At 71.6% G+C, this 22,055-nt stretch carries 21 protein-coding genes; 8 read left to right on the top strand and 13 right to left on the bottom strand.

Annotated features, from left to right (window positions below; genetic code table 11):
• Positions 1 to 67 precede the first annotated feature (67 nt).
• A complete protein-coding gene (locus G569_RS0108955; RefSeq protein ID WP_084284528.1) occupies positions 68 to 529 on the top strand; it encodes a COG4315 family predicted lipoprotein in 462 nt (153 codons plus the stop codon).
• Here G569_RS0108955 and ppk2 read toward each other — a convergent pair.
• The 3 genes from ppk2 to G569_RS0108970 are packed head-to-tail and all read right to left on the bottom strand — an operon-like array spanning position 526 to position 3,209.
• On the bottom strand, positions 526 to 1,329 hold the full coding sequence (gene ppk2, locus G569_RS46770) for a polyphosphate kinase 2 (protein WP_211232932.1): 804 nt from the start codon (positions 1,327 to 1,329) through the stop codon (positions 526 to 528). The genes G569_RS0108955 and ppk2 overlap by 4 nt on opposite strands.
• 42 nt (positions 1,330 to 1,371) lie before the next feature.
• A complete protein-coding gene (locus tag G569_RS0108965; RefSeq protein WP_028063169.1) occupies positions 1,372 to 1,830 on the bottom strand; it encodes a hypothetical protein in 459 nt (152 codons plus the stop codon).
• Entirely contained in the window at positions 1,827 to 3,209 is a 1,383-nt protein-coding gene (locus tag G569_RS0108970; RefSeq protein ID WP_028063170.1) for a hypothetical protein, read from the bottom strand. The genes G569_RS0108965 and G569_RS0108970 overlap by 4 nt, the downstream gene beginning before the upstream one ends.
• Between G569_RS0108970 and G569_RS62365 the strand changes: the two genes are divergently transcribed.
• Complete coding sequence (locus G569_RS62365; RefSeq protein WP_211232933.1) at positions 3,198 to 3,374, top strand: hypothetical protein; 177 nt, start codon at positions 3,198 to 3,200, stop codon at positions 3,372 to 3,374. The genes G569_RS0108970 and G569_RS62365 overlap by 12 nt on opposite strands.
• A 248-nt stretch (positions 3,375 to 3,622) precedes the next feature.
• On the opposite strand, the gene G569_RS46775 is transcribed toward G569_RS62365, so the two are convergent.
• The 4 genes from G569_RS46775 to G569_RS46780 all read right to left on the bottom strand — a co-directional run bounded on the left by G569_RS46775 (position 3,623) and on the right by G569_RS46780 (position 6,966).
• A complete protein-coding gene (locus tag G569_RS46775) occupies positions 3,623 to 4,693 on the bottom strand; it encodes an amidohydrolase family protein (RefSeq protein WP_053226074.1) in 1,071 nt (356 codons plus the stop codon).
• A gap of 37 nt (positions 4,694 to 4,730) precedes the next feature.
• Positions 4,731 to 4,994, bottom strand: coding sequence for a hypothetical protein (locus G569_RS0108990; RefSeq protein WP_028063172.1), 264 nt, complete (start codon positions 4,992 to 4,994; stop codon positions 4,731 to 4,733).
• Between the two features lie 3 nt (positions 4,995 to 4,997).
• The gene (locus G569_RS0108995) at positions 4,998 to 6,083 is read right to left on the bottom strand and encodes a lysylphosphatidylglycerol synthase transmembrane domain-containing protein (protein WP_028063173.1); all 1,086 of its coding nucleotides are present in this window, start codon (positions 6,081 to 6,083) and stop codon (positions 4,998 to 5,000) included.
• Between the two features lie 100 nt (positions 6,084 to 6,183).
• Positions 6,184 to 6,966 carry a LysR family transcriptional regulator gene (locus tag G569_RS46780; protein ID WP_211232934.1) on the bottom strand — a complete coding sequence of 261 codons (783 nt, stop codon included), beginning with the start codon at positions 6,964 to 6,966 and terminating at the stop codon, positions 6,184 to 6,186.
• 85 nt (positions 6,967 to 7,051) lie between these two features.
• Here G569_RS46780 and G569_RS0109005 point away from each other — a divergent pair, with 85 nt between their 5' ends.
• Positions 7,052 to 7,753, top strand: a complete 702-nt coding sequence (locus G569_RS0109005; RefSeq protein WP_028063174.1) for a glutamine amidotransferase-related protein — start codon at positions 7,052 to 7,054, stop codon at positions 7,751 to 7,753.
• Here G569_RS0109005 and G569_RS46785 read toward each other — a convergent pair.
• The gene (locus tag G569_RS46785; protein ID WP_053226076.1) at positions 7,719 to 8,144 is read right to left on the bottom strand and encodes a CBS domain-containing protein; all 426 of its coding nucleotides are present in this window, start codon (positions 8,142 to 8,144) and stop codon (positions 7,719 to 7,721) included. The two genes, G569_RS0109005 and G569_RS46785, sit on opposite strands and share 35 nt — an antisense overlap.
• 27 nt (positions 8,145 to 8,171) lie before the next feature.
• Here G569_RS46785 and G569_RS0109015 point away from each other — a divergent pair, with 27 nt between their 5' ends.
• The 5 genes from G569_RS0109015 to G569_RS0109035 all read left to right on the top strand — a co-directional run bounded on the left by G569_RS0109015 (position 8,172) and on the right by G569_RS0109035 (position 13,374).
• Entirely contained in the window at positions 8,172 to 8,357 is a 186-nt protein-coding gene (locus G569_RS0109015) for a hypothetical protein (RefSeq protein ID WP_028063175.1), read from the top strand.
• Positions 8,358 to 8,367: 10 nt separating this feature from the next.
• Complete coding sequence (locus tag G569_RS0109020) at positions 8,368 to 9,264, top strand: hypothetical protein (protein ID WP_028063176.1); 897 nt, start codon at positions 8,368 to 8,370, stop codon at positions 9,262 to 9,264.
• Positions 9,265 to 9,350: 86 nt separating this feature from the next.
• A complete protein-coding gene (gene acs / locus G569_RS46790) occupies positions 9,351 to 11,321 on the top strand; it encodes an acetate--CoA ligase (RefSeq protein ID WP_053226077.1) in 1,971 nt (656 codons plus the stop codon).
• 119 nt (positions 11,322 to 11,440) lie between these two features.
• Entirely contained in the window at positions 11,441 to 11,788 is a 348-nt protein-coding gene (locus tag G569_RS46795) for a DUF485 domain-containing protein (RefSeq protein WP_053226078.1), read from the top strand.
• A 14-nt stretch (positions 11,789 to 11,802) separates the two neighbouring features.
• Positions 11,803 to 13,374, top strand: a complete 1,572-nt coding sequence (locus tag G569_RS0109035; RefSeq protein ID WP_028063177.1) for a solute symporter family protein — start codon at positions 11,803 to 11,805, stop codon at positions 13,372 to 13,374.
• Here the strand turns inward: G569_RS0109035 and G569_RS0109040 are convergent.
• The 5 genes from G569_RS0109040 to G569_RS0109060 are packed head-to-tail and all read right to left on the bottom strand — an operon-like array spanning position 13,364 to position 22,042.
• On the bottom strand, positions 13,364 to 15,094 hold the full coding sequence (locus G569_RS0109040; RefSeq protein ID WP_028063178.1) for a hypothetical protein: 1,731 nt from the start codon (positions 15,092 to 15,094) through the stop codon (positions 13,364 to 13,366). The two genes, G569_RS0109035 and G569_RS0109040, sit on opposite strands and share 11 nt — an antisense overlap.
• A gap of 53 nt (positions 15,095 to 15,147) precedes the next feature.
• A complete protein-coding gene (locus tag G569_RS46800) occupies positions 15,148 to 19,332 on the bottom strand; it encodes a GH92 family glycosyl hydrolase (protein ID WP_053226079.1) in 4,185 nt (1,394 codons plus the stop codon).
• 36 nt (positions 19,333 to 19,368) lie between these two features.
• Positions 19,369 to 21,048: a sodium/solute symporter gene (locus G569_RS46805; protein ID WP_053226080.1), complete on the bottom strand. Its 1,680-nt coding sequence runs from the start codon at positions 21,046 to 21,048 to the stop codon at positions 19,369 to 19,371.
• Positions 21,045 to 21,344 carry a hypothetical protein gene (locus G569_RS46810; RefSeq protein WP_053226081.1) on the bottom strand — a complete coding sequence of 100 codons (300 nt, stop codon included), beginning with the start codon at positions 21,342 to 21,344 and terminating at the stop codon, positions 21,045 to 21,047. The genes G569_RS46805 and G569_RS46810 overlap by 4 nt, the downstream gene beginning before the upstream one ends.
• On the bottom strand, positions 21,341 to 22,042 hold the full coding sequence (locus G569_RS0109060) for a LytR/AlgR family response regulator transcription factor (protein ID WP_028063179.1): 702 nt from the start codon (positions 22,040 to 22,042) through the stop codon (positions 21,341 to 21,343). Before G569_RS0109060 ends, G569_RS46810 begins: the two co-directional genes overlap by 4 nt.
• Positions 22,043 to 22,055 lie beyond the last annotated feature (13 nt).

Raw genomic sequence — 22,055 nt, forward strand, 5'->3', positions numbered from 1 at the left:
TCCCGGAGGCACCCGGAACCTAGGCGCGGGGCCGAACCGCGGTTGGCATGGGGCCGTACGACAGGGAATGTCCAGCTTCAAGACAAACCGACCGCGCAACTTCCTGCTCGCCGCGACCACCGCCCTTGTGCTGTGTCTCGCCGCGGTGGGGGTGGCGCACGCCGCGAGCGCGGCGGTCAAGACCCGGCACGGCAAGCTCGGGACGTTCCTCGTCGACGGGAAAGGGCGGACGCTCTACCTGTTCCAGAAGGACAAGACCTCGACGAGTCGATGCACGGGTGACTGCGCGACGGCGTGGCCGCCGCTGTTGACGACGGGCAAGCCGACCGCGGGCGGGACGGTGAAGAAGGGTCTGCTGGGGACGACCAAGCGCGCCGACGGCACGACCCAGGTCACCTACAACCACCACCCCGTCTACCTGTTCGCGAACGACAAGAAGGCCGGCGACACGAAGGGCCAAGCCGTGCGGGCCTTTGGCGCCAAGTGGTACGTGATGTCCCCGTCCGGGAAGAAGATCGGCGGGTACTAGGCCGCGACGCGCTGCCAGTACCCCTGGTCGATCACCCGGTGCTCGTCCTTGGGCGGGCGCTTGTAGCGGTCCTGCTTGGGCCGCGGCGGGAGGTCGATCGGGCCCGGGAGCGCGTCCTTGTAGGGGATGCGCTCCAACAGGTGGGTGATGCAGTTCAGGCGGGCGGCGCGCTTGTCGTCGGACTCGATCGTGAACCAGGGCGCCTCGGGGATGTCCGTGACGGCGAACATCTCGTCCTTGGCCTTGGAGAACTCGACCCACTTCTCGCGCGACTTGAGGTCCATCGGGGAGAGCTTCCAGCGCTTCAGCGGGTCCTGGGCGCGTTCCTGGAAGCGCTTCTCCTGCTCCTCGTCCGAGACCGAGAACCAGTACTTGAGCAGGATGATCCCGCTGCGCACGAGCATGCGCTCGAACTCGGGGCAGGAGCGCATCCACTCCGCGTGCTCGTCCTTGGTGCAGAAGCCGAGGACCCGCTCGACGCCGCCGCGGTTGTACCAGGAGCGGTCGAAGATCACGATCTCGCCCGCCGCGGGCAGGTGAGTCACGTAACGCTGGAAGTACCACTGGGACTGCTCGCGCTCGGTGGGCGCGGGCAGCGCCACGACGGTCGCACCGCGCGGGTTCAGCGGCTCGGTCAGGCGCTTGATCGTCCCGCCCTTGCCGGCGGCGTCGCGGCCTTCGAAGATGACCACGACCTTCAGGCCCTGCTGTTTGACCCAGTACTGCAGACGGACGAGCTCGAGGTAGAGCTCCTCCATCCGCGCGTCGTAGACATCGCGCTTGACCTTGTTGCCGGCCACGACCCCAGACGGTACTCCCAACGCGGGCGCCGCGTCGCGAAATCAGCGCCGCAGTGTCAGCGCTCTCGCGCCCGCTACCGGGCGCTTGGCCGCCTCCGTTGCGGAGACGGCGAGCTTCAGCCGCGCCGGCCGGGACCGTGACAACGCCCGCCGGGCGGCGCCGGTCAATCCGACGCGGACGGTCGTGGTACCCGCCCGGATGAGCTGCACGCGCGCGGTGCCGAGCGCCACGCCGCGCTTGAGCCGCAGCCGGCGGCTGTCGGCGGCGCCGAGCTGGAGACGCAGGGTGACCGTGCACGCCGCCGAGCACGTCACCGCGACGGGGAGGCCGGAGCGCGCGAGCGCGCCGAGCCGCGGGCTGCCGGGAGCGATCCGAGCGCTGAACGGAGCGGGCGTGGGCGTGGGCGTGACCTGCGGCAATGGGGTCGGCGGCGCCGGCGGGCGCACGATCGTGACGCTGCCGCGCGCGGTCGCGGTCCCGGCGGCGGACGTGGCGGTCACGCGGCAGCGCAGGACCCCGCGCTCGCGGGTGTGTAGGTCTCCCCGGTCGCGCCCGGGATCGTCTCGTCGCCCCACTCCCACTGGTAGCCGACGGCGGTCGGAGCGGGTGTCCACTCGCCCGGCGAGCAGCGCACCGGGTCGCCGGTCAACGCGGTTCCGCCGACGGTCGGCGCGCCGACGTTGAAGGGAATGCCCGCGACCTTCGCCGACCACGCGTTGCCGTCCTCGTCGATCAGCTCGCAGCGGAGGTCGCCACCTCCAGCGCACGCGACGCCCGCCCCTCGCCCCGGGGCCAGCGGGCCGGCGTGCCAGGCGGAGACGCCGCCGGCCGGATCGGTCGACATGAAGACGTGGCCGGAGTAGTCCACGACCGCGCAGAGCGAGACGGACGGGCAGTCGACGTCCACGATCCAGCCGGTCATCGCCACCTTGCGCCACGACCCGTCGCCGAGGGTCACGAACGCGCCGTCCAGGCCACCCGCGACGCACAGGCCGGCGGACGGGCACGCGAGCGCGTAGATCCTGCCCTTCTCGGGCGCGATCGCCCGCGGCGCCGACCAGGTCGACGCGCCGTCGGTGGAGACGAGCACCGCGCCGTCGTGGTCGAGCGCCGCGCAGAACGCGGTCGTCGGGCAGGTCACGTCGAGCACCACCGTGTTCGTGATGCTCGACACCGACCACCCGGCGCCGTCCCACTTCAGCGCCCGCCCGGAGGAGTCCGAGGCCACGCAGAACGTCCGCGACGCGCAGGTGATGCTCGTGATCGTCGCGCCGGGCGTCCCACCGTCCCGCGAGCGCCGCCACCCACCGTCACGGACGTAGAGCGCGCCGAGCTGGTCGCCCGCGACGCAGAAGTCGACCGTGGGGCAGTCGATCGCCGTCATCCACCCGTCGCTGAGGTCCGCCTCGATATGCCAGTCGTCGGAGGCGAGCACGCGGCCTTCGCGGTCGACCGCGTAGCAGCGGGACGGCGCGGGACACGTGACCGCGGCCAGGGGCGTGATCCCGATCCGCGCGAAGGACGTCTTCTCCCAGCCGGAGGCGGGGTCGAGCGACGTCAGGATCGATCCGCGCGAGCTCAGATCGGTCGCGATGCACCACTGCGCGCCCGCGCAGTCCAGCGGCCGCATCATGTACCCGGTCTCGCGCGAGCTCCAGGTCGCCGGCCCACCGGCCGGGTTCTTCGAGGCGTACGTGGTGAACCCGTAGGTCTCGCTCGCGACGCACAGCGTGCTCGCTCCGCAGACGACCTCGTAGTTCTCTCCCTTCGCGCACGTCGAGACGGGCCACTTCGCGGTGCCGCCGGCCGGGTCGGCGCCGTCGCGGTGTAGACGTTGCCGGAGTGGTCGGCGACGATGCAGAGGTCCTTGGCCGGGCACTCGACCATGCCGAGCCGCTCGCTCCCGACGGTGGCGATGCTCCACTGTCCGCTGTACGGGTCGGTCGTCGTGGCGATCGTCCCGAGGTCCCCCACCGCGACGCACAGCGTGTTCGCCGGGCAGTCGACGTCGGTGATCACCCGGTCGTGGATCGGCTGCGAGTAGCGCCAGGAGTCGACGCCGCCGAACGGGCCGGGCGTGACGAAGACCCCGCCCTGCACGTCGACCGCGACGCAGGTCGCCGACGGGCACGACGCCGCGGTGATGTGGCGCCAGTCGCCCGGCCGGAGGTTGTCGATCGGCGTGGGCTCGTCGGCCCAGCGCAGCGGAGTGGCCTCGGCGGGGCCGGCGCAGGCCAGCACGACCAGCGCGATGAGCAGGAACCAGCGACCAGGAATTGCGCGAATCTATGTTCAGCGGTGAGGAGCGTCAACGTAACGATCGTCGAGATCGCTCGACAGCACGGCCGCGGGGCGCGCAAGCACTGAGAGATCCTCGCGCGGGTCGGCGTCATAGGTCACGAGGTCCCCGGGATGCCCGGGCAGGCCGAGCGCGCGGCGCGGGACCACGGTCGCCGCGGCCAGCGCCTGCAGCGGCGTCAGGCCGCCGGTCGCGACCAGCTGCGCGACCTCGCGCCACGTCTCGCCCGCGGGCCGCTCGTCGGAGCCGGCCAGCACGGGCACGCCGAGTCGCAGCGCGAGCCCCAGCAGCTCGCGCATCCGCTCCCGCCACGCAGTCAGGATGCCCTCGGCGGGTGTCCCGGCCAGCCCCGCCAGATGACTCTCGGCGGTCCACAACGTCGGTACCCAGAGCGTCCCGCGCCGTGCCATCTCCTCGACGGTCGCGGCGTCCAGCGACGGGCCGTGCTCGATCGAGTCGACGCCCGCGCGAACCGCGTCCGCGACGGCCGGGCCGGTCGAATGGACCGCCACCCGGGCCCCCTCCGCGTGCACCGCCCGCACCAGCTCGGCCAGCGTGTCCGCGTCGTAGTTCGCGGGCGCCGCGAACCAGTTCCCATCCGGGCCGACGAAGTCGAAGATGACCTTCACCCACTCCGCGCCCGCCTTCGCCTGCGCGACGCCCACCTCGACCAGCCGCTCCTGGACGACCTCGTCCCCGAGGCCCGGGAAGTACCGCCCGGGCGGGACGAGCAGCGTCCGCGCCGCGGTGAACCGCGGGCCCTGGCGATCAAGCAGCCACGGAGCGTCCGGCGCCTGCCCCGTGTCGCGCGCCGCGAGCACGCCCGCCGCGTGCAGCGCCGCGAGGTTCGCCTCCAGCAGCTCCGGGCGCTGGAGCCCGCGCTCCTCGAAGTCCAATGTCGCGTGGAAGTGCGCGTCCACCAGCCCGCCGAAGAGCACGTACACCCCCGGCAGCTCGCGCGCGCCGGCAAGCGGCGTCTCGGAGACGCCGTCCGCGTTCACCCAGAGGTCGAGAGGCGCCTCACCGTCCGGCAGTACGACCGCACGCAGGTGCCAGGCGCTCACGCCCGGACTCTACCCGTGCCTAGAAGGTCGGATGGTTCTAGCTGAGGCCCTGGCGCGCCTCGCGCACGAGGGTGACCGCCTCGGGGAAGACGGTCGCCATGACCGAGCGGATCTGCTGGGCCTGCTGCTCCGTGGTGCCCTGGATGTTCACCCGATTGATCGCGGCGACGGTCATGTCCACCGCCAACTTGATCGCGTTGTCGGCCCACGCCAGCGACTGAGAGGCCTGCATCTGCTCGGCCATCTCCTGCATCCGTCGCTGGAAGTCTGGGTCGTTGAAGAAGCCGCCGAAACCTTCCATGGCTCAACTGTACTGGTGGCAGAGCGAGCGGTCGTGATGCTTGACCCGCGGGCGCTTGGCCTTCTTGGGCTCGGGCAACTCCTCGCCGGCGTCCTCGGCCTCCCAGCGGGAGATCGTCCGGCGCAGCGTGGCGTAGGACAGGGCGCCCGGGGCGATCGGCAGCCAGAAGGCGAAGAAGCGGTAGGCGAGCACCGCGACGATCGCGGTCGCCGGGTTCACGCCGAAGGCGACGAACATCCCGATCATGCCGCCGTCGACGCCGCCCACGCCGCCGGGGAGCGGGAGCGTGTTGGCGAGCATGCCGACGAAGTAGCCGATCACGAGCACGGCCACGGCCGGGGAGTCGCCGAAGGCCTCGAAGCAGGCCCACAGGCAGGCGATGTCGAACGCCCACCACATGATCGCGCCGACCAGGCCGAGATTGCCGCGCTTGATCAGACCGCGGGCGTCGCGGACGCCGTCGCCGATCGGCGAGAGCCACTTCTGGATCTTCGTGTCGCCGCGGCGGACGAACTGCGCGCAGGCGACGATCGCGATCACGACGGCGCCGAAGATCGCGGGCACGATCGTCATCGCGAACGAGCCGCCGCCGGGCATGACGCCCGAGTACAGCCCGACGCCGAAGATCACCAGCGAGCCCATGTAGACGCTGTAGAGCAGGACCATGAAGGTCGTCATGCGGGCGGCGACGTCGCGCGCCTCCATGCCGGACTTCCTCAGCGCCCACGCGGTCAGCGCGATACCGCCGGCGCCGGCTGAGGCGAACAGTCGCGTCGCGGCATGGCCGGCGAGCGTGATCTCGGTGCTCGCCCGCAGGCCGATGCGCGTGCCCCCGCCCTCGACCGAGACGGCACGGAAGAGGATCGCGTGGCCGACGAAGGACAGCGCTTCGAGCACGAGGGCGAAGGCGAGCCATCCGACGTGGCCGTCGCTGATCTTGGTCCAGACATCGGGGAGATCGGCGAGAGCGGGGGCGATGACGACGAGGCCGGCGACCATCACCGCGCTCGCGACGACGAGCACGATCACCTGACGCGCGGAGACGCGCCCGATGGGCAGCGAACGGTCAGGTGTGTCGACTACGGCCATGATCAAGAATGGTGTCGCGCCGCAATGCTCCATTCGATTGGGGGAGCACCACAGACGGAGGTGGGGTTACCCCCCGCTTACGTACTTAATGTAAGCAGCTTCAGCTGCTGAAGTGAAGCAGTTCGGTGCGATGTCGCAGGTCAGGAGCGCGCAGTGCGATGCCGTGATGCACGACACGGCGCGGGAGCAGCGCCAGACCGTGACCGGCGGAGACCAGTTCGAGGAGGCCCGCGACGTCGGCGCCGTCGTAGCGCAGCGCGGGTTTGAACCCCTCGGCGCGGGCGATCGCGGCCAGCTCCTCGAGCGGCGCGCAGACGGTGGGCGCGTCGATCCAGCGCGCGTCGACGAGATCCTCGAGGGTGACGGTGCGGCCGAGCAGCGGGTGGTCCTCCGGCACGGCGACGGCCAGCTCCTCCTCCCACACGTCGGCGACCATCAGACCCAGCTCGGGCAGGTGCAGCGGATCGTTGACCGCGGCGACGCCGTCGACGAACCCGGTGTCGAGCTCCCCCGTGGCCACCGCCCTCGCCACCTCGATCCGCGACCCGACCCGCACCGTGACCGTCAGCGCCGGCGCGACGAGCGAGGCCGCGTGGGCGCAGGCGAGCGGCGTCGTCCCGATCCGCAGCGACCGCGGCGGCCCGTCCGCGACCCGCGCGACGTCCGCCCGCGCCGCGTCGAGGCGCAGGAGGATCGGCTCCGCGTGCTCGAGCAGCCGTGCGCCCGCCTCGGTCGGGGCGACGGGGCGGCGGGTGAGCAGCGGCGCCCCGAGGTCCGATTCGAGCACGCCGATGTGCTGGGAGACCGCGGACTGCGTGTAGCCGAGCTCCTCGGCCGCGCGCGAGAACGACCCGAGCCGGGCGACCGTGACGAAGGTCCTCAAGAATCGCGGGTCCATAAGTGGTTGTGATCAGACTGCCACAGAAGATCGTTGGACGTGATCCTCGAGCCGCGCGAGCATGCGTCACATGGCAACTGCGAAGCTCGCCCTCGTCGGGGACCGGTCCCCGAGCGTCCGCGCCCACGGCCGCATCCCGCTGCTCATCGATGCGCTCCGCCGGCGCGAAGGCCTCGTCCTGGACCCGTACTGGATCCCCAGCAGCGAGGCCGACGACCTGCAGGAATTCGACGGCATCTGGGTCGTGCCCGGCAGCCCGTACAGCGACCCGGACAAGGTCGTCGCCGCCGTCCGGACCGCGCGCGAGCGCGAGATCCCGTTCCTCGGCACCTGCGGCGGCTTCCAGCACGCGATCCTGGAGCTCGCGGAGAGCCTTGCCGGCATCGACACGCCGCGCCACGCGGAGTACGGCGTCATCGAAGGGGCGGTGATCGTGGAGCTGGAGTGCTCGTTGGTCGGTCACGAAGGCCCGATCACGTACACGCCCGGCACGCTGATCCAGAAGATCGCCGGCGTCGACCGCAGCCTCGAGCGCTACCACTGCTCCTATGGCATCTCGCCCGAGTACGTCGCGACGCTCGAAGCGGCCGGCGTGACCTTCGGCGCCCACGACGACGACGGCGCGCCGCGGGCGCTCGAGCTCAGCGGCCACCCGTTCTTCCTCGGCACGCTCTTCCAGCCCGAGCTGGCGGGCGACGGCACCCGCGCGCACCCGGTGATCCGGGCGTTCGCGGAGGCTACGACGGTGCGCGCGGCGTCGCCCGTCGCGTGATCCGCGCCGAGAGCGCCGATGCGCGGTCGCCCGCGCTCGGCGTCAAGTCGTGGAGCGTGACCACGCCCGTGACGATGCCGCCCTCGACGACGACGAGCCGCCGCACGCCCTGACGGGCCATCTTCTCGGCGGCCTCCTCGACGTCCATGTCGGGGTCGGCGGTGATGACGGGGGTCGACGCGTGCTCGGCGACGCGGCCCGCGGGGTCGCGGCCGTCGGCCACCACGGCGATCGCGATGTCGCGGTCGGTGATGAATGCGACGGCGCGCTCGCCCTCGACCAGGACGACCGAGCCGACGTTGCGCTCGCGCATCAGCACCGCGATCTCGCGCAGGGAACGGGTCGGATCCGCGGTGACGACCGATCGGGTCATGACGTCGCGGACCTCCACGGGTGGCGAGTCTACAATCGCCCGGCGGTGGCCTATCGCAGCGCCTCACAACTGGCACGGCAGCGGCGCGTCGAGTCGCTGATCAAGCTCGCCGCGCCCGTGTTGGACGCGGTGCTCTTCGTGGGCGATCGGGTGTCGCGGGTGGCCGGACGCAACGAGCTGCCGCCGGATCCGGTGCGCCGCACAGGGCTTCCTCCGGCCCGCACCCCCTAGCATGAGAGCGGTGACGGCCGAACCCGTACCCGAACCCGCGCTCGCGGACCCGGAACAGCAGCTGGCGTGGGAGAAGCGCCATCGCCCGCGCGCGGGGATCGCGTCGCTCGTGGCCGCGTTCGGTCTGCTCGCGTTCTACGTGCTCCAGCAGATCCTGCAGCGCGACATGCCGAAGGTCAGCGGCCTCGAGACGCTGGTCCGGGCCGCCAAGCCGGGTGACGTCGGCGCGCTGCCGTCGCTGCAGACCGCGTTCTTCGAGTACCTGGACACCAAGACCGCGCTGGTCCTGCTGATCGGGCTCGGCGGCTTCATCGGCTGGATCGGCGTGGCCTGGGCCGTGGGCTTCCTCGGTGTCGCCGTCCGGGCGCGCACGCGGATGAGCAAGTTCGTGCTCTACGTGCCCATCGTCGGCGGCGTCGTGCTCGGCGTGAGCGTGCTGATGTCGCAGATCGGCAGCCTGCAGGTCGTCTCGGAGTTCCTCGACTCCGATCACACCGTCAAGGCGGCGACGGATGCCGACAACTCGCTGATCGTCTACGCGCGGCTGCTCTACCAGCTCGGGACGCTCGCGCTGGCCGTCGGCCTCGTGCTGGTCTCGTTGAACGCGTTGCGCGTCGGCCTGCTCACGCGCATGCTCGGCTACATCGGCATCGCGTCGGGCGCGATGATGGTGCTCTTCCCGCTGCCGATCGTGCAGATCTTCTGGCTCGGCTCCTTCGGCATGGTGCTGCTCGGCCGCTGGCCGGGTGGCGATCTGCCGGCGTGGAAGACCGGCGAGGCGGTGCCGTGGCCGACGCCCGAGCGTCCGCCGCCGCGCCAGCGCCGCGGCGCTGTGGCTCCCCCGCCCGAGCCGGCGCCTTCGAGCGGGCCCGCACCCGCGCGGCGCAAGCGCAAGAAGCGCAACTGAGACGCAACGTCTCCGCATGGAGGATCGTCGCGTGGTACGCCTTTGGGTAAGAAGGCTGAACGCTGACGCGAACCGAGGAGACGGCAATGGCGACCGAAGGTCAGACACTCGAGCAGCAACTCGAAGAACTGCTCGACGTGGAGAAGTTCCCGCCTTCTGACGAGTTCGTCGCGAAGGCGAACATCTCCGACCCCGCGATCTACGAGCAGGGCGAGGACTACGAGGCGTTCTGGGCCGAGCGCGCCGAGGCGCTGCACTGGGACACCAAGTGGGACCAGGTGCTCGATTGGTCCAACCCGCCGTTCGCCAAGTGGTTCGTCGGCGGCAAGCTCAACGTCTCCTACAACTGCCTCGACCGCCATGTCGAGGCGGGCAACGGCGACCGCGTCGCCTACCACTGGCTCGGCGAGGAGGGCGAGCAGCTCGACGTCACCTACGCCGACCTGCACGCGGACGTCCAGAAGTTCGCCAACGCGCTCAAGACGCTCGGCGTGTCCAAGGGCGACGTCGTCGCGATCTATCTGCCGATGGTGCCTGAGGTCGCGGTGGCGATGCTCGCCTGCGCCCGCATCGGCGCGATCCACAACGTCGTCTTCGGCGGCTTCAGCGCCGAGTCGGTGCGGGAGCGGATCGAGTTCTCCGAGGCGAAGGTCCTGATCACGGTCGACGGGGCGCGCCGCAAGGGCAAGACCGCCGCGATCAAGGAGAACGTGGACGAGGTCATCGGCGACCTCGTGGACACGATCGTCGTCGTCCAGCGCGCGAACAACGACGCGCCGATGAAGGACGGGCGCGACCACCTCTACCACGAGCTGCTCGACGCGGCCGACGCCGAGTGCCCGGCCGAGCCGATGGACGCCGAGGACCCGCTCTACATCCTCTACACGTCAGGCTCGACGGCCAAGCCGAAGGGCATCCTGCACACCACGGGCGGCTACCTGACCGGCGTCGCCTACACCCACCAGGCGGTGTTCGACCTCAAGCCCGAGGAGGACATCTACTGGTGCGCCGCCGACGTCGGCTGGGTCACCGGGCACAGCTACATCATCTACGGGCCGCTCGCCAACGGCACGACCTCGGTGATGTACGAGGGCGCGCCGGACTATCCCGGCAAGGACATCTGGTGGGACATCGTCGAGCGCTTCAAGGTCACGATCATGTACTGCGCGCCGACCGCGATCCGCGCGTGCATGAAGTGGGGCGAGGAGCACCCGGCCTCGCATGACCTGAGCAGCCTGCGCCTGCTCGGCACGGTCGGCGAGCCGATCAACCCGAAGGCGTGGCTGTGGTACTGGAAGGTGATCGGCGGCGGCAACTGCCCGATCGTCGACACCTGGTGGCAGACCGAGACCGGCGCGATCATGATCACGACGCTGCCGGGCCTGCTGGCGCCCAAGCCGGGCTCCGCCGGACGCCCGCTGCCGGGCATCGAGGCCGCCGTCGTCGACGACGAGGCCAACGACTCCGGCACCAACCAGGGCTACCTGATCCTCAAACGCCCCTGGCCGTCGATGCTGCGGACCCTCTACAAGGAGGACGACCGCTTCGTCGAGACCTACTGGAACAAGTTCGACAACGCCACCTACGTGGTCGGCGACGCCGCGCGGCGCGACGAGGACGGCTACTTCTGGATCATCGGGCGCATCGACGACGTGGTGAACGTCTCCGGCCACCGGCTGAGCACCGCCGAGGTCGAGTCCGCGATCGTCTCGCACCCGAAGGTCGCCGAGTCCGCCGTGATCGGCCAGGCCGACGAGGACACGGGCCAGGCGATCACCGCCTTCGTCACGCTCGAGGGCGACCTCGAAGGCGACGACGCCCTCGTCGCCGAGATCCGCGACAAGGTCGCCGAGCGGATCGGCAAGTTCGCGCGCCCGAAGCGGATCATCTGGGCCGACGACCTCCCCAAGACCCGCTCGGGCAAGATCATGCGCCGCCTGCTGCGCGACATCGCCGAGGGCCGCGAGCTCGGCGACGTCACCACGCTGCGCGACCCCGACGTGATGGCGCAGCTCGAGGGCAAGATCAAGGAGCGCGACGCCGAGGGCAACGGCTAACCGCTTGTCGCCGGGGCGCGACCGTTCGTCGTGCCCCATCGACCGCTGATCGATTCCCGGTTTCGCGGCATCCGGGCGTGCGTACGGTCACCCCGTACCCGCCGAGGAGGAGAGACGCGATGGTGGACTGGGAAGGCATCGAGCGTTCGGAGGAGTTCCGCGAGCTCGTGAAGAAGCGACGGAGCTTCGTCGTCCCGGCGACGATCTTCTTCCTCGCGTACTACATGGCGTTCATCGTCATCTGCGGCTATGCCCCGGACTTCATGGGCAAGTCGGTCTACGAGGGTCTGACGGTCGGTTACTGCTACGCGCTGACGCAGTTCGTGATGGTCTTCGTGCTCGGCGTCTGGTACCTGCGCAAGGCCGAGAACGAGTTCGACCCGCTCGCCGCCGCGGTGGTCGAGGCGGCGGGTGATGGCGAGACCCGGTTCGACCGTGCGGCGTCGGAGACGGAGGTCGTGCGATGACGCTGCTGGCCGACATCAACACCGAGGCGGTGGTGATCTTCGCCATCGTCCTGTCGATCACGCTCGGCATCACGTACTGGGCGTCGGGCCGGGCGTCGAGCGCGGTCGGGTTCTACTCCGCGGGGCGCCAGATCACGGGGCGCCAGAACGGGCTCGCGATCTCCGGCGACTACCTGAGCGCGGCGTCGTTCCTCGGCATCGCCGGCCTGATCTTCCTGTACGGCTTCGACGGGTTCCTGTACTCGATCGGGTTCCTCGTCGCGTTCCTGACGGTGATGTTCCTGCTGGCGGAGCGGATGCGCAACGCGGGCAAGTACACGATCGCCGACGTGCTGAGCTTCCGCTTGAACGAGACGCCCGCGCGGGCGGCGGCGGCGCTGGGGACGTTCGCGGTGGTGACCTTCTATCTGATCGCGCAGATGGTCGGCGCGGGCGTGCTGATCCAGGCGCTGGTCGGCATCGACTTCTCGCTGGCTGTGATCATCACCGGCGCGTTCATGCTCTGCTACGTGATCTTCGGCGGCATGGTCGCCACCACGTGGGTGCAGATCGTCAAGGCCGTGCTGCTGATGGCGGGCATCCTGACGATGTCGATCTTCGTGCTGGCGAAGGTCGGCTTCAACCCGGTCGAGCTGTTCAACCGCGCCGAGGCGAACACGACCGCCGAGTCGACGTTCTCGCTGTCGCCCGGCACCTACCTGCCCAAGCCGCTGGACACGGTGTCGCTCGGCCTCGCCCTGGTGCTCGGCACGGCGGGCCTGCCGCACATCCTGATGCGGTTCTTCACCGTGCCCAACGCCAAGGCCGCGCGCTCGAGCGTGGTCTGGGCGATGTTCATCATCGGCTTCTTCTACCTGCTGACCACGTTCATCGGGTTCGGCGCGCGCGCCTTCCTGGGCGAGGGCGGCGTCGCGGCGGCGGGCAAGGGCGGCAACCTCGCCGCGCCGAACCTCGCGGCGTTCCTCGGCGGCGGCGAGGGGACCTTCGGCGGCGATCTGTTCCTGGCGCTGATCGCGGGCGTCGCGTTCGCGACGATCCTCGCGGTCGTCGCGGGCCTGGTGCTGAGCGCGTCGAGCGCGTTCTCGCACGACATCTGGTCCTCGATCGTCCGCAAGGGCCAGGACTCCGAGCACGAGGAGGTGCTGGTCGCGCGGATCGCCGCGTTCGCCATCGGCGTGATCGCGATCATCATCGCCGTCATCGGCGGCGCGGGCCTGAACGTCTCGTTCATGGTCGGCCTGGCGTTCGCCGTGGCGGCCAGCGCGAACTTCCCCGCATTGCTGCTCGCGCTGACCTGGCGGCGCTTCAACACGACCGGCGCGATCACCGGCGTCGCGGCCGGCGTCGTGAGCTCGATCTTCCTCGTCATCGTCTCGCCGAAGGTGTGGCCCGGAGCCGACACCGTCACCGGCTCACCGATCGGCTGGGAGCTCTCCAACCCCGGCATCGTCTCGATCCCGCTCGGCTTCCTCGGCTGCTACCTCGGCACGGTGCTCACCCGCGAGCACAAGGCCGAGCGCACCTTCGACGAGTTGTTCGTGCGCTCGGAGACCGGCCTCGGCGCGGAGCGCGCGATCACGCACTGACGGGGGAACCCACGGGGGCGCCGACGAACGGCCACGAGCTCTCCTTCCGCGCCCGTGCGCGGAAGGTCTGCCTCGTGGCCTTCGTCGTGACCCGGTAGACGCCGCTCCGGTTCGCCGTGGCGACCGCGACCGCGCCCTTGCTGCCGCGGATCTCGACCAGGACGCCGCCGGCGGGGATGTGCCCGCCGCGCAGCCTGCCCGAGAACCGCACCCGCGAGCCTTGGCGCTTGGCCTTGAAGGTGCCGCTCGCGATGACGAGCAGCGTGACCGTCCTCCCGCCGATCGTCACGTCGCGACTCGGCCCGGCCGGCGCGACGTAGGTGAAGCGCCCGTCGCGCGCGCTCCCGACCCCGCCGACCCACGACGCCACCGCGCCCGGCACGCGGATGCGGGCGGACACGTCGAGCGTCGCCCCGCCGACGGGCGAGCCGTCCAGCCCGGCGACGCGCCCGCTGATCTCGGCTCGCTTGCCGTACGCGAGCGAGATGGTGCGCTGCGCGAGCATGACGCGCGGGCACGCGCACGCGGGCGCGGCCGGCGCCGGTGCGGCCGGCGCCGCCCCGGGCGCCGGGGCCGGTGCGGCCCGGTCCAGCGTCACCGGAGCGCTATGCGCGGTCGTGGTGCCGCCGAGGTCGGTCGCCGCGATCACCGCGCGAACGGTCTCGCCCGCACCAGCGGTGTAGCGGGCGCGGGTCGCGCCGTCGATGTCGCTGCACTCGGGCTCGCAGCGCTGCCAGCGGTAGGCGTAGGTCGCGTCCTGGCCCGCGAACCCGGACGGCGTCGCGGTCAAAGTCGTGCCCGCGGACGTGACGCGCACCGAGCCGGGCGACGGCGGCGCGTTGTCGGTCGTCACGGTGACCGGGCCGAAGACCGTGCTGACGTTGCCGGCCGCGTCCTCGACGGTCGCGCTCACCGTGTGCGGGCCGTCCTGCACGCCCGCGGTCGCGAACGAGAGGTCCGCGGGCGCCGCCGGCGGGCAGGGGCTCGGCGAGTCGTAGGCGCGGGTGGAACCCGGGAGCGGCGCGCACGAGTCGACCGGCACCCAGCGCGACACGCCGTCGACGACCAGCGCCGCCCGCCGCACTCCCGAGCCCACGTCGGCGGCGCCGAAGGTCAGGCCCGCGGTGCCGTGAAGCGCGCCCGGCCCGGTCAGCGTCCCGGCGAAGCCGCCCGCGGTCGGCGCGACGGCGTCGTCGAGGGTCGCCCAGACCGCGAGCGTGGTCGTGCGCGCGGGCTGGGTCCCGATCTCGCACAGCACCTGCCGGCAGGCCTGGCGCACGACCAGCGTCCGGGCGCCGGAGGGGAGCGCGAAGCGGCGCAGATCGATGCCGAAGTCGATGCCGGAGTCCCAGACGGTCGCGCCGTCGTCGCCGGTCGCGACCTCGACGCGGACGCCGGTGTGGGAGATCCCCGACGCCCCGCCGCGCCACAACAGCTCGGCGATCGTCGTCCCGGCCGGGGCGTCGAGCCGCCAGCCGCCGCGCTGGTAGCCCGGGACGAGCGCGCCCGGCTCCCAGCCGAACAGCGCGAGGTCAGCCGCCGTCTGGCAGGACTCCTCGTGGTGCATCGACGGATGCGGGATGTCGAACGGCCGCCACGGAGCCATGCCCCGGGCGCTGCCGTCCGGTCCGTCGCAGCCATGGACCTGGTACGTCCCCGCGCGGGCAGGGGTGGCGAGGGCGAGGGAGACGAGGACGGCGATGGGGAGGATGCGTTTCATACCTCCCGTAGGGCCGGCGACGGAAAACTATGCGCCGCCGGCCCCACGCACGACTACGGCGTGCTCGTCGAGAGCGTGAACGTCAACGTGATCGCGTACGCGCCGGTGCGCAGCGGCTCACCCGCATCGACGTGCTGCTTGAACGTCAGCGCGACGTCCGCGGCGGTCACCGGGCCGGTCCAGCTCGCCGGTGCGATCTCCACCCGCAACGGGTCCGCCAGCGCGAAGGCGCCGTTGGTCAGGTGCCCGGGCTCGGAAACCGTCAGCGCGGCGTCGCCCGCGGTCGATGTGACCTGAGCGCTCGTCGTCGCCGTGTAGTCCTTCGTCACGCCCGGGGTGAACGCGCCGAAGCTCGCCGCCGGCCCGAGCGTGAGCGCGAGCGTCGCCGGCACGGTGCCACCCACCGCTCCGCCCGCCGACGTCTCGGTGACCGCCGCGCCGTCGAGCGCGACCGCGAACAGGTGGATCGCGGCGTTCCCGCTCGTCGGCGACGACAGCCGGATCCACGCGGCCCGCTTGCCCGCGGCCACCGGCACGGCGATCGAGTACATCGCGGCGTGCGTCGTGTCCGTCCCCGCGGTGGTCGCGCGGTAGGTGGTCTCGAACACCTTCGTGTTGCCCGCCTGCGTGCTCCCGGGTGTCCAGTCGCTGATCGAGAGCGGCGTGTCGGCGACCGTGCCGTCCGTGTAGGCGACCGTGGCGACGGTGTCCGCCGGGCCCTTGATCGCGGTCGCGAGCAGGCCGATCTTCGTCGCCCCCACGTATGGCGGCAGCGCGATCTGCTGGCCGGCGATCTCGACGTTGTCGTTGCCGGGCGCGACGTCGGGCCAGCTGTACGTCAGGCCGTCCGCGGTCAGCTTCGCCCCCGGCGTCGCGCCCACGAGCGCCAGCGCCTCCTTGGAGAACGCGTGCCCGGTCCAGTCCAGCGACGCCTCGGCGTGGAACGCGTCACGGGCGATGCCGGCCTGGTCGCGCAGCGCCTCCAGCGGCTGCGGGCCTCGCTTGTCGAGCGCGAGCGCGAACACGTGGATGAAGCCGGTCGCCGCGGCCGGGACGCTCACCGACACCGCCGTCTTGCCGGGCGTGAGCGGGACCGCGGCGCTGAACAGGTACGCCTTGACGTTCTCGGTCGAGGTCGACGTCGTGCGGCGATCGGTGGTCGCCGCGCGGCGGTTGCCCGCGCTCGGCTGCGATCCGCCGCCACCCAGCGTCCAGTCGCCGAACTGCACCGGCGACAGCGACGTCGAGCCGTCGCTGTAGGTCACGGTCGCGGTCGTCTTGGACGGGCCGTTGGCGGCCGAGCCGAGCAGGCCGATGCGGGTCGCGCCGACCACGTCGCCGAGCGCGATCCGCGTCCCGTCCGCCAGGTAGTTGTCAGGCGAGCCGGCGGCGACGTCCGGCCACGTGTAGTCGAACCCGCCGATCGAGACCTTCGCCCCGCCGGTGATGCCGACGGCGGCCAGCGCCTGCCGCGAGAACGAGTGGCCGGTCGAGTCGAACGCCGGACCCGCCGCGTGCTGGTCGTTGACCGAGCCGACGCTGTTGAACAGCGCCGCCAACGGCTTCGGCTGGTCGACCGCGACCTTCGCGACCACCTTCGGCGCGCCGTCGAGGCCGAGGTCGACGAACTCGGTCGTGCCGAGCGGCGTGTCCGCGGGGGCGCTGATCGTCACGTCCGCGGTGGTCTTGCCGCCCGCCGGGACCGTGAACGGTCCGCCGTTCACCGTGACGTGCGCCGCGTTCGGGTGCAGCGCGACGGTCAGCGGCGCGTCCGTCGTGTTCTGGATCGTCAGCGCGGTCGTCGCCTTCCCGCCCGGGTCGAGCTGGAAGCTCTGCGAGGCCAGCGACGCGATCGCCGGCTGCTCGCCCGCCCGGAACGACGGCGGGGCGGCGGCGTTCTTCCCCCAGTCGGTCGCCGTGGTCGAGAGCGTGAAGTCGAGCGTGTGGTCGCCGGCGACGAAGCTCTCCGGCAGCCACGGCTTGTCCTGCGCCGTGCCGTCGAGCGTCGCGGAAGCGACGTACGGGCCGGTGCCGGAACCCGTGATCGTCAGCGTCTGCCCGCTCCTGCGGTGGACGACGGCCTTCGTGAACAGCGGGCTGCCGAGGACCATCTCCGCGCGGCCCGGGATCATCGGGTACATCCCGAGCGCGGAGAACACGTACCAGGAGGACATCGTCCCGAGGTCGTCGTTGCCGGGGATGCCGCGCGTGGTCGTGGTCCAGAGCGTGTCCATGACCTGGCGCACGACCTGCTGCGTCTTGGCCGGCTCGCCCGACCAGGCGAACAGCCATGGCGCCCACATCGACGGCTCGTTGTTGAGCTCCGGATGCAGGCCGCCCGCGCCGGTGAAGGCCCAGTTGGCGCCGTTGTGGAAGTAGGCGTCGAGGCGCGAGGCGGCCGCCTGGGGCCCGCCCATCGCCGCGAACAGCCCAGCGACGTTGAACGGGACGTTCCACACGTACTGGGTCGGGCTGCCCTCGGCGAAGTCCGACCCGCCGCTCGGGTCGAGGCCCGGCCACGTGCCGTCGGCCGAGCGGTTCTGCATGAACCCGTTGTGCCAGATGTTCTGCCACGACTGCGCGCGGGTCATGAACGTCGTGTGCGTCGGCAGGTCGCCGAGCCGCTGCGCGAGGTCGGCGATCGCGAAGTCGGCGGTCGAGTTCTCGAGCGTCTCGCTCGCCCCGCTCCACGCGTTGGACGGGTTCGGGTAGTAGCCGAGCTTGAGGAACTGGTCCAGCGACGGGCGCTGGCCCTTGGCCGTGTTCATCCAGCCGATGTGGCTCAGGTCTTCGGCCGTGGGGACGGTCGCGGCGGTCACCAGCGACTGCAGAGCACCCTGCTTGTCGAAGTTGGAGCCACCGAACGCGAGCACGGTGTCGACGAACGCGGGCGACGGGTCGCCGGACATGACCGAGACCGCGCCGGAGTTGTGCGTCCAGCGATCCCAGCGCCCGTTGACGTCCTGCTTGGCCTGGTTGTAGAGCGACTGCGCCATGTCGGCGGCGACCGCCGGGTCCAGGAACGACACCAGCTGCACCTGACTGCGGTAGACGTCCCAGCCACTGAAGGTCGCGTACTGCGCCCCCTGTCCGGGCTCGATCGTGTGGATCTTCTGATCCATCCCGCGATAGCGCCCGTCGACGTCGCTGAAGACGTTCATGTGCAGCAGCGAGTGGTAGAGCGCGGTGTAGAAGATCTTCTGCTGCGCCGCGGTCCCGCCGTCGATCTCGATCTGCTTCAGCCGCGTGTTCCACGCGTCGTGGGCGTCTTGCGCGACCTTGTCGAAGCTCGTGCCCGCGGGCTGCTCGGCGTCGAGGTTGGCCTGCGCGCCCGCCGCGTCCACATAGGAGACGCCGACGCGGACGCCCACCTGCTGGTTGGCGAACTGCACGTAGGCGCCGGAGCCCTTGCCGGGCGTCGGGTTGCCGCCCGCGGTGGAGACGCCGCCGGAGGAGCCGCCGTCGTAGCTCGAGCCCCCGCTCGCGGTCTTCGCGCCCGCCGCGACGGTCGCGTCCTTCCACGTCCCGTAGGCGGTGAAGTCGGCGTCGAACTTCGCGACGAAGTAGAGCGTGTAGTAGCTCGTGCGGTCCGGGTTGCCGTCGAGGTTCTTGTTGCCGCAGAAGTTGCCCGAGGTGACGCTGCCGCTGATCGTGCGGGTGTCAGGGTCGACCGTCACGTTCGCGTCGCTCGAGCCGACCAGCCCGGCCGACGTGCGGACGAGCATCGTCTTCTGGCCACTCGCGGGGTAGGAGAAGCGACCCGCCGCGGTGCGCGTCGTGGCGCTCAGCTCGGCCTTGACGCCGTTGTCCATCGTCACGTCGTAGGCGCCGGCCTTCGCGTGCTGGTTGGCGGTCGTGAAACGCGCGCTGTAAGTCGCGTCCTTCACGTCGGCCGTCGGCGACGTGGTGACGTCGCCCGTGTAGGGGAAGAACGGCACGTCGCCCGCGAGGCCGCCGCAGCCCGCGCCGGACACGTGCGCGAGCCCGAACCCGCGGATCCGGTTGACGCCGTCGGAGTAGCCGGAGGAGTTGACGTTCGCGGCCTGGTTGCCGTTCGTCTCGTCAGGGCTGAACTGGACCATGCCGAACGGCGTGTCCGCGCCCGGGAACACGTTGCCACCGTTCGCGGTGCCGATCAGCGGGTCGACGAGACCCGCGGGATCATCGACCGCCGCGCGCGCGACGGCAGGGGTCATCGCCCCCGCCGCCAAGGCGACGAGGAGCAGCTTCTTTATCACTGGCGATCCTTGCTCGAGGAGAGAGAGCGCCGGACGCTATGACCGCCTCACCGGCGCGCTGTAACGCGCGGGTGAACTGTCATGAACTGCCTCGGGCAGGTGGAGCGCGGCCATCAGTGCGCCGACGTCGGGCGCGCGCTCGCGCAGGGACAGCACGACCATCGCGCCGAAGGCGATCGGGACGGAGATCGCGGCGGGCTGGGTGAGGATCGCGCCGAGCGCGGTGTCCTCGCCGAGGTCGGCGATCAGCCCGGCGGCGATCATCCCCGTCGCCGCGCCCGCTCCCGCGAGCATGCCCGCCGCGGCGGCGCGGGCGGTCAGGCGCGGCCACCAGACGCCGAGCAGGAGCAGCGGGCAGAACGTGCTCGCCGCGAGCGCGAACGCCCAGCCGACGAGCACGGAGATGTCGACCTCGCGGGTGGCGAGCGCGAGCAGCGCCGGGGCGACCATGCCGAGTGCCGCCGCGACCCGGAACCGCATCCGCCCGCGTCGTCGCTTCCCCGGCCACACGTCGTGCGAGACGGTGCCGGCGATCGAGACGAGCAGCCCGGAAGCGGTGCTCATGAACGCGGCGAAGGCGCCCGCGGCGACGATCGCGGCGAGGATGTCCCCGCCCAGGCCGGGCCAGGCGGCGGCCGGGACGCGCAGCACGACGGAGTCCGTCTCGCCGGTGACGTAGAGCTCCGTCGTGAACTCGCGCCCGAACAGCCCGTAGACGGCCGGGAACAGGTAGAAGGCACCGAGCAGGCCGAGCACGCGGACCGTCGTGCGGCGCGCCGCCGAGCCGTCCGGGTTGGTGTAGAAGCGGACGAGGATGTGCGGCAGCCCCATCGTGCCGAGGAACGTCGCCAGCAGCAGCGAGTAGATCAGCAGCGGCGACCCGCGGCCCGAGTCGCTCACCGGGCGCGACCACTCGTCGCCGGTCTGCGCGTCGATCCCCGCGGCGACCGGCACCGCCGTGTCCGGCGGTAGGCGCAGAACGCCCGCCGGCACCGTGCGGGTCTCGCCCGTGTCGGGGAACGTCAGCGTCCGCGGCCGGTCGAGCTCGACGACCATCCCGTTCGGCCCCGTCTGCGGCAGCTCGTGGCCGAACAGCGCGGCGCTCGTGGGCAACCCTCCGAGGTGGATCAGCAGCAGGATCGCGGGCAACGCGATCGCGAACACCTTGACCCAGTACTGGAACGCCTGCACGTAGGTCACGCCGCGCATGCCGCCGAGGACGACGTTGAGCGCGACGATCCCGGCGACGATGGCCACGCCCACCCAATACGGCGCGCCGGTCACCGCCCGCAGCGTCACGCCCGCGCCCTTGAGCTGCGGGACGAGGTAGCAGCCGCTGATCAGCAGCACGATCGCCGCGGCGAGCAGGCGCATGTACCGAGCGGGCAGACGGGCCTCGGCGAAGTCCGGGATCGTGTAGGAGCCGAACCGCCGCAGGGGCGCCGCCACGAACAGCAGCAGCGTGAGGTAGCCCGCGGTGAAGCCGACCGGCAGCCACAGCGCGCTGGCGCCGAACTTGAGCATCAGGCCGGCGACGCCGAGGAAGCTCGCGGCGCTCAGATACTCGCCGGAGATCGCGGCTGCGTTCCACCACGGCGAGACCGCCCGCGAGGCGACGAAGAGATCGCTGGTGGTGCGCGCGAGGCGCACGCCATACGTGCCGATCCCGAGCGCGGCGCCGGTGACGCCGATGATCGCCAGGATCGCGAGCGTCATTCCTCGACGAGCTCTCTGAACGCCTCGTCGAGCCCATCGGCGCGGCGCTGCTCGAGCAGGCCGATGGCGAAGAAGAGCGGGAACGGCGGCACGACCACGAGCCAGATCGGCACCGGGACGCCGAGCAGTCGCGCGTCGTGCAGGCTCGGGATCAGGTAGAGGATCAGCGGCAGCGCGCCGATCGCGCCGCCGAAGGCGACCAGCGAGAGGAGCGCGAGCCGCAGCTGCTCGCGGCGCAGTCGTCTGAGGTAGACCGCGGCGTGCGCGCTCGCCTCCGTGAAGTCGGGGCGCGTCAAGAGCGCAGCCTGCGTCTGAGCTCGGCGACCTCGCGGCGGGCGATCGGGAGCTCGGCTCCGTCGGCGAGGTAGAGCAGCGCCGTGCCGTTGAGCTGCGGCCGTACCTCGACCGCGCTGCGCAGGTTCACGAGGAAGCGCCGGTGGACGCGGTGGAAGCCGTGCGCCGCCCAGCGCCGCTCGACCTCGCCGAGCGTGGTCCGGACGAGGAAGCGGCCGTCGCCGCAGACGACCCGCACGTAGTCGCCGTGCGCCTGCAGGTAGAGGACGTCGTCGCGGCGGACGAGCCGCGTCCCGCCGCCCGGGACGTCGACCGCGAGCGTGTCCGGCGCGTCGTCGGCCTTCTCGCTGATCCGCGCCAGCGCCTCGGCGACCCGCCCCCGCGACACCGGCTTGAGGAGGTAGTCGAGCGCGCGCAGCTCGAACGCCTCGACCGCCGCGGACTCGTAGGCGGACACGAAGATCAGCGCGGGCGGGCTCGCGAAGCGCCGCAGCACCCGCGCCAGCTCGACGCCGTCGAGGCCGGGCATGCGCACGTCGAGGAAGACCGCGTCGTAGTGCTCGCCGGTGAGCGCGTGCAGCGCCTCCTCGCCGGACGCGGCCGTGTCCACGTCCGCGACCGCCGGCTGCGCCCGCAACACGCGCGCGAGGTCGTCGAGCGCGGGCCGCTCGTCGTCGACGGCGAGGACGCGAAGCGTCACCCGGCGAGGATAA

It is taken from the genome of Solirubrobacter soli DSM 22325 (assembly GCF_000423665.1).
GTDB lineage: Bacteria > Actinomycetota > Thermoleophilia > Solirubrobacterales > Solirubrobacteraceae > Solirubrobacter > Solirubrobacter soli.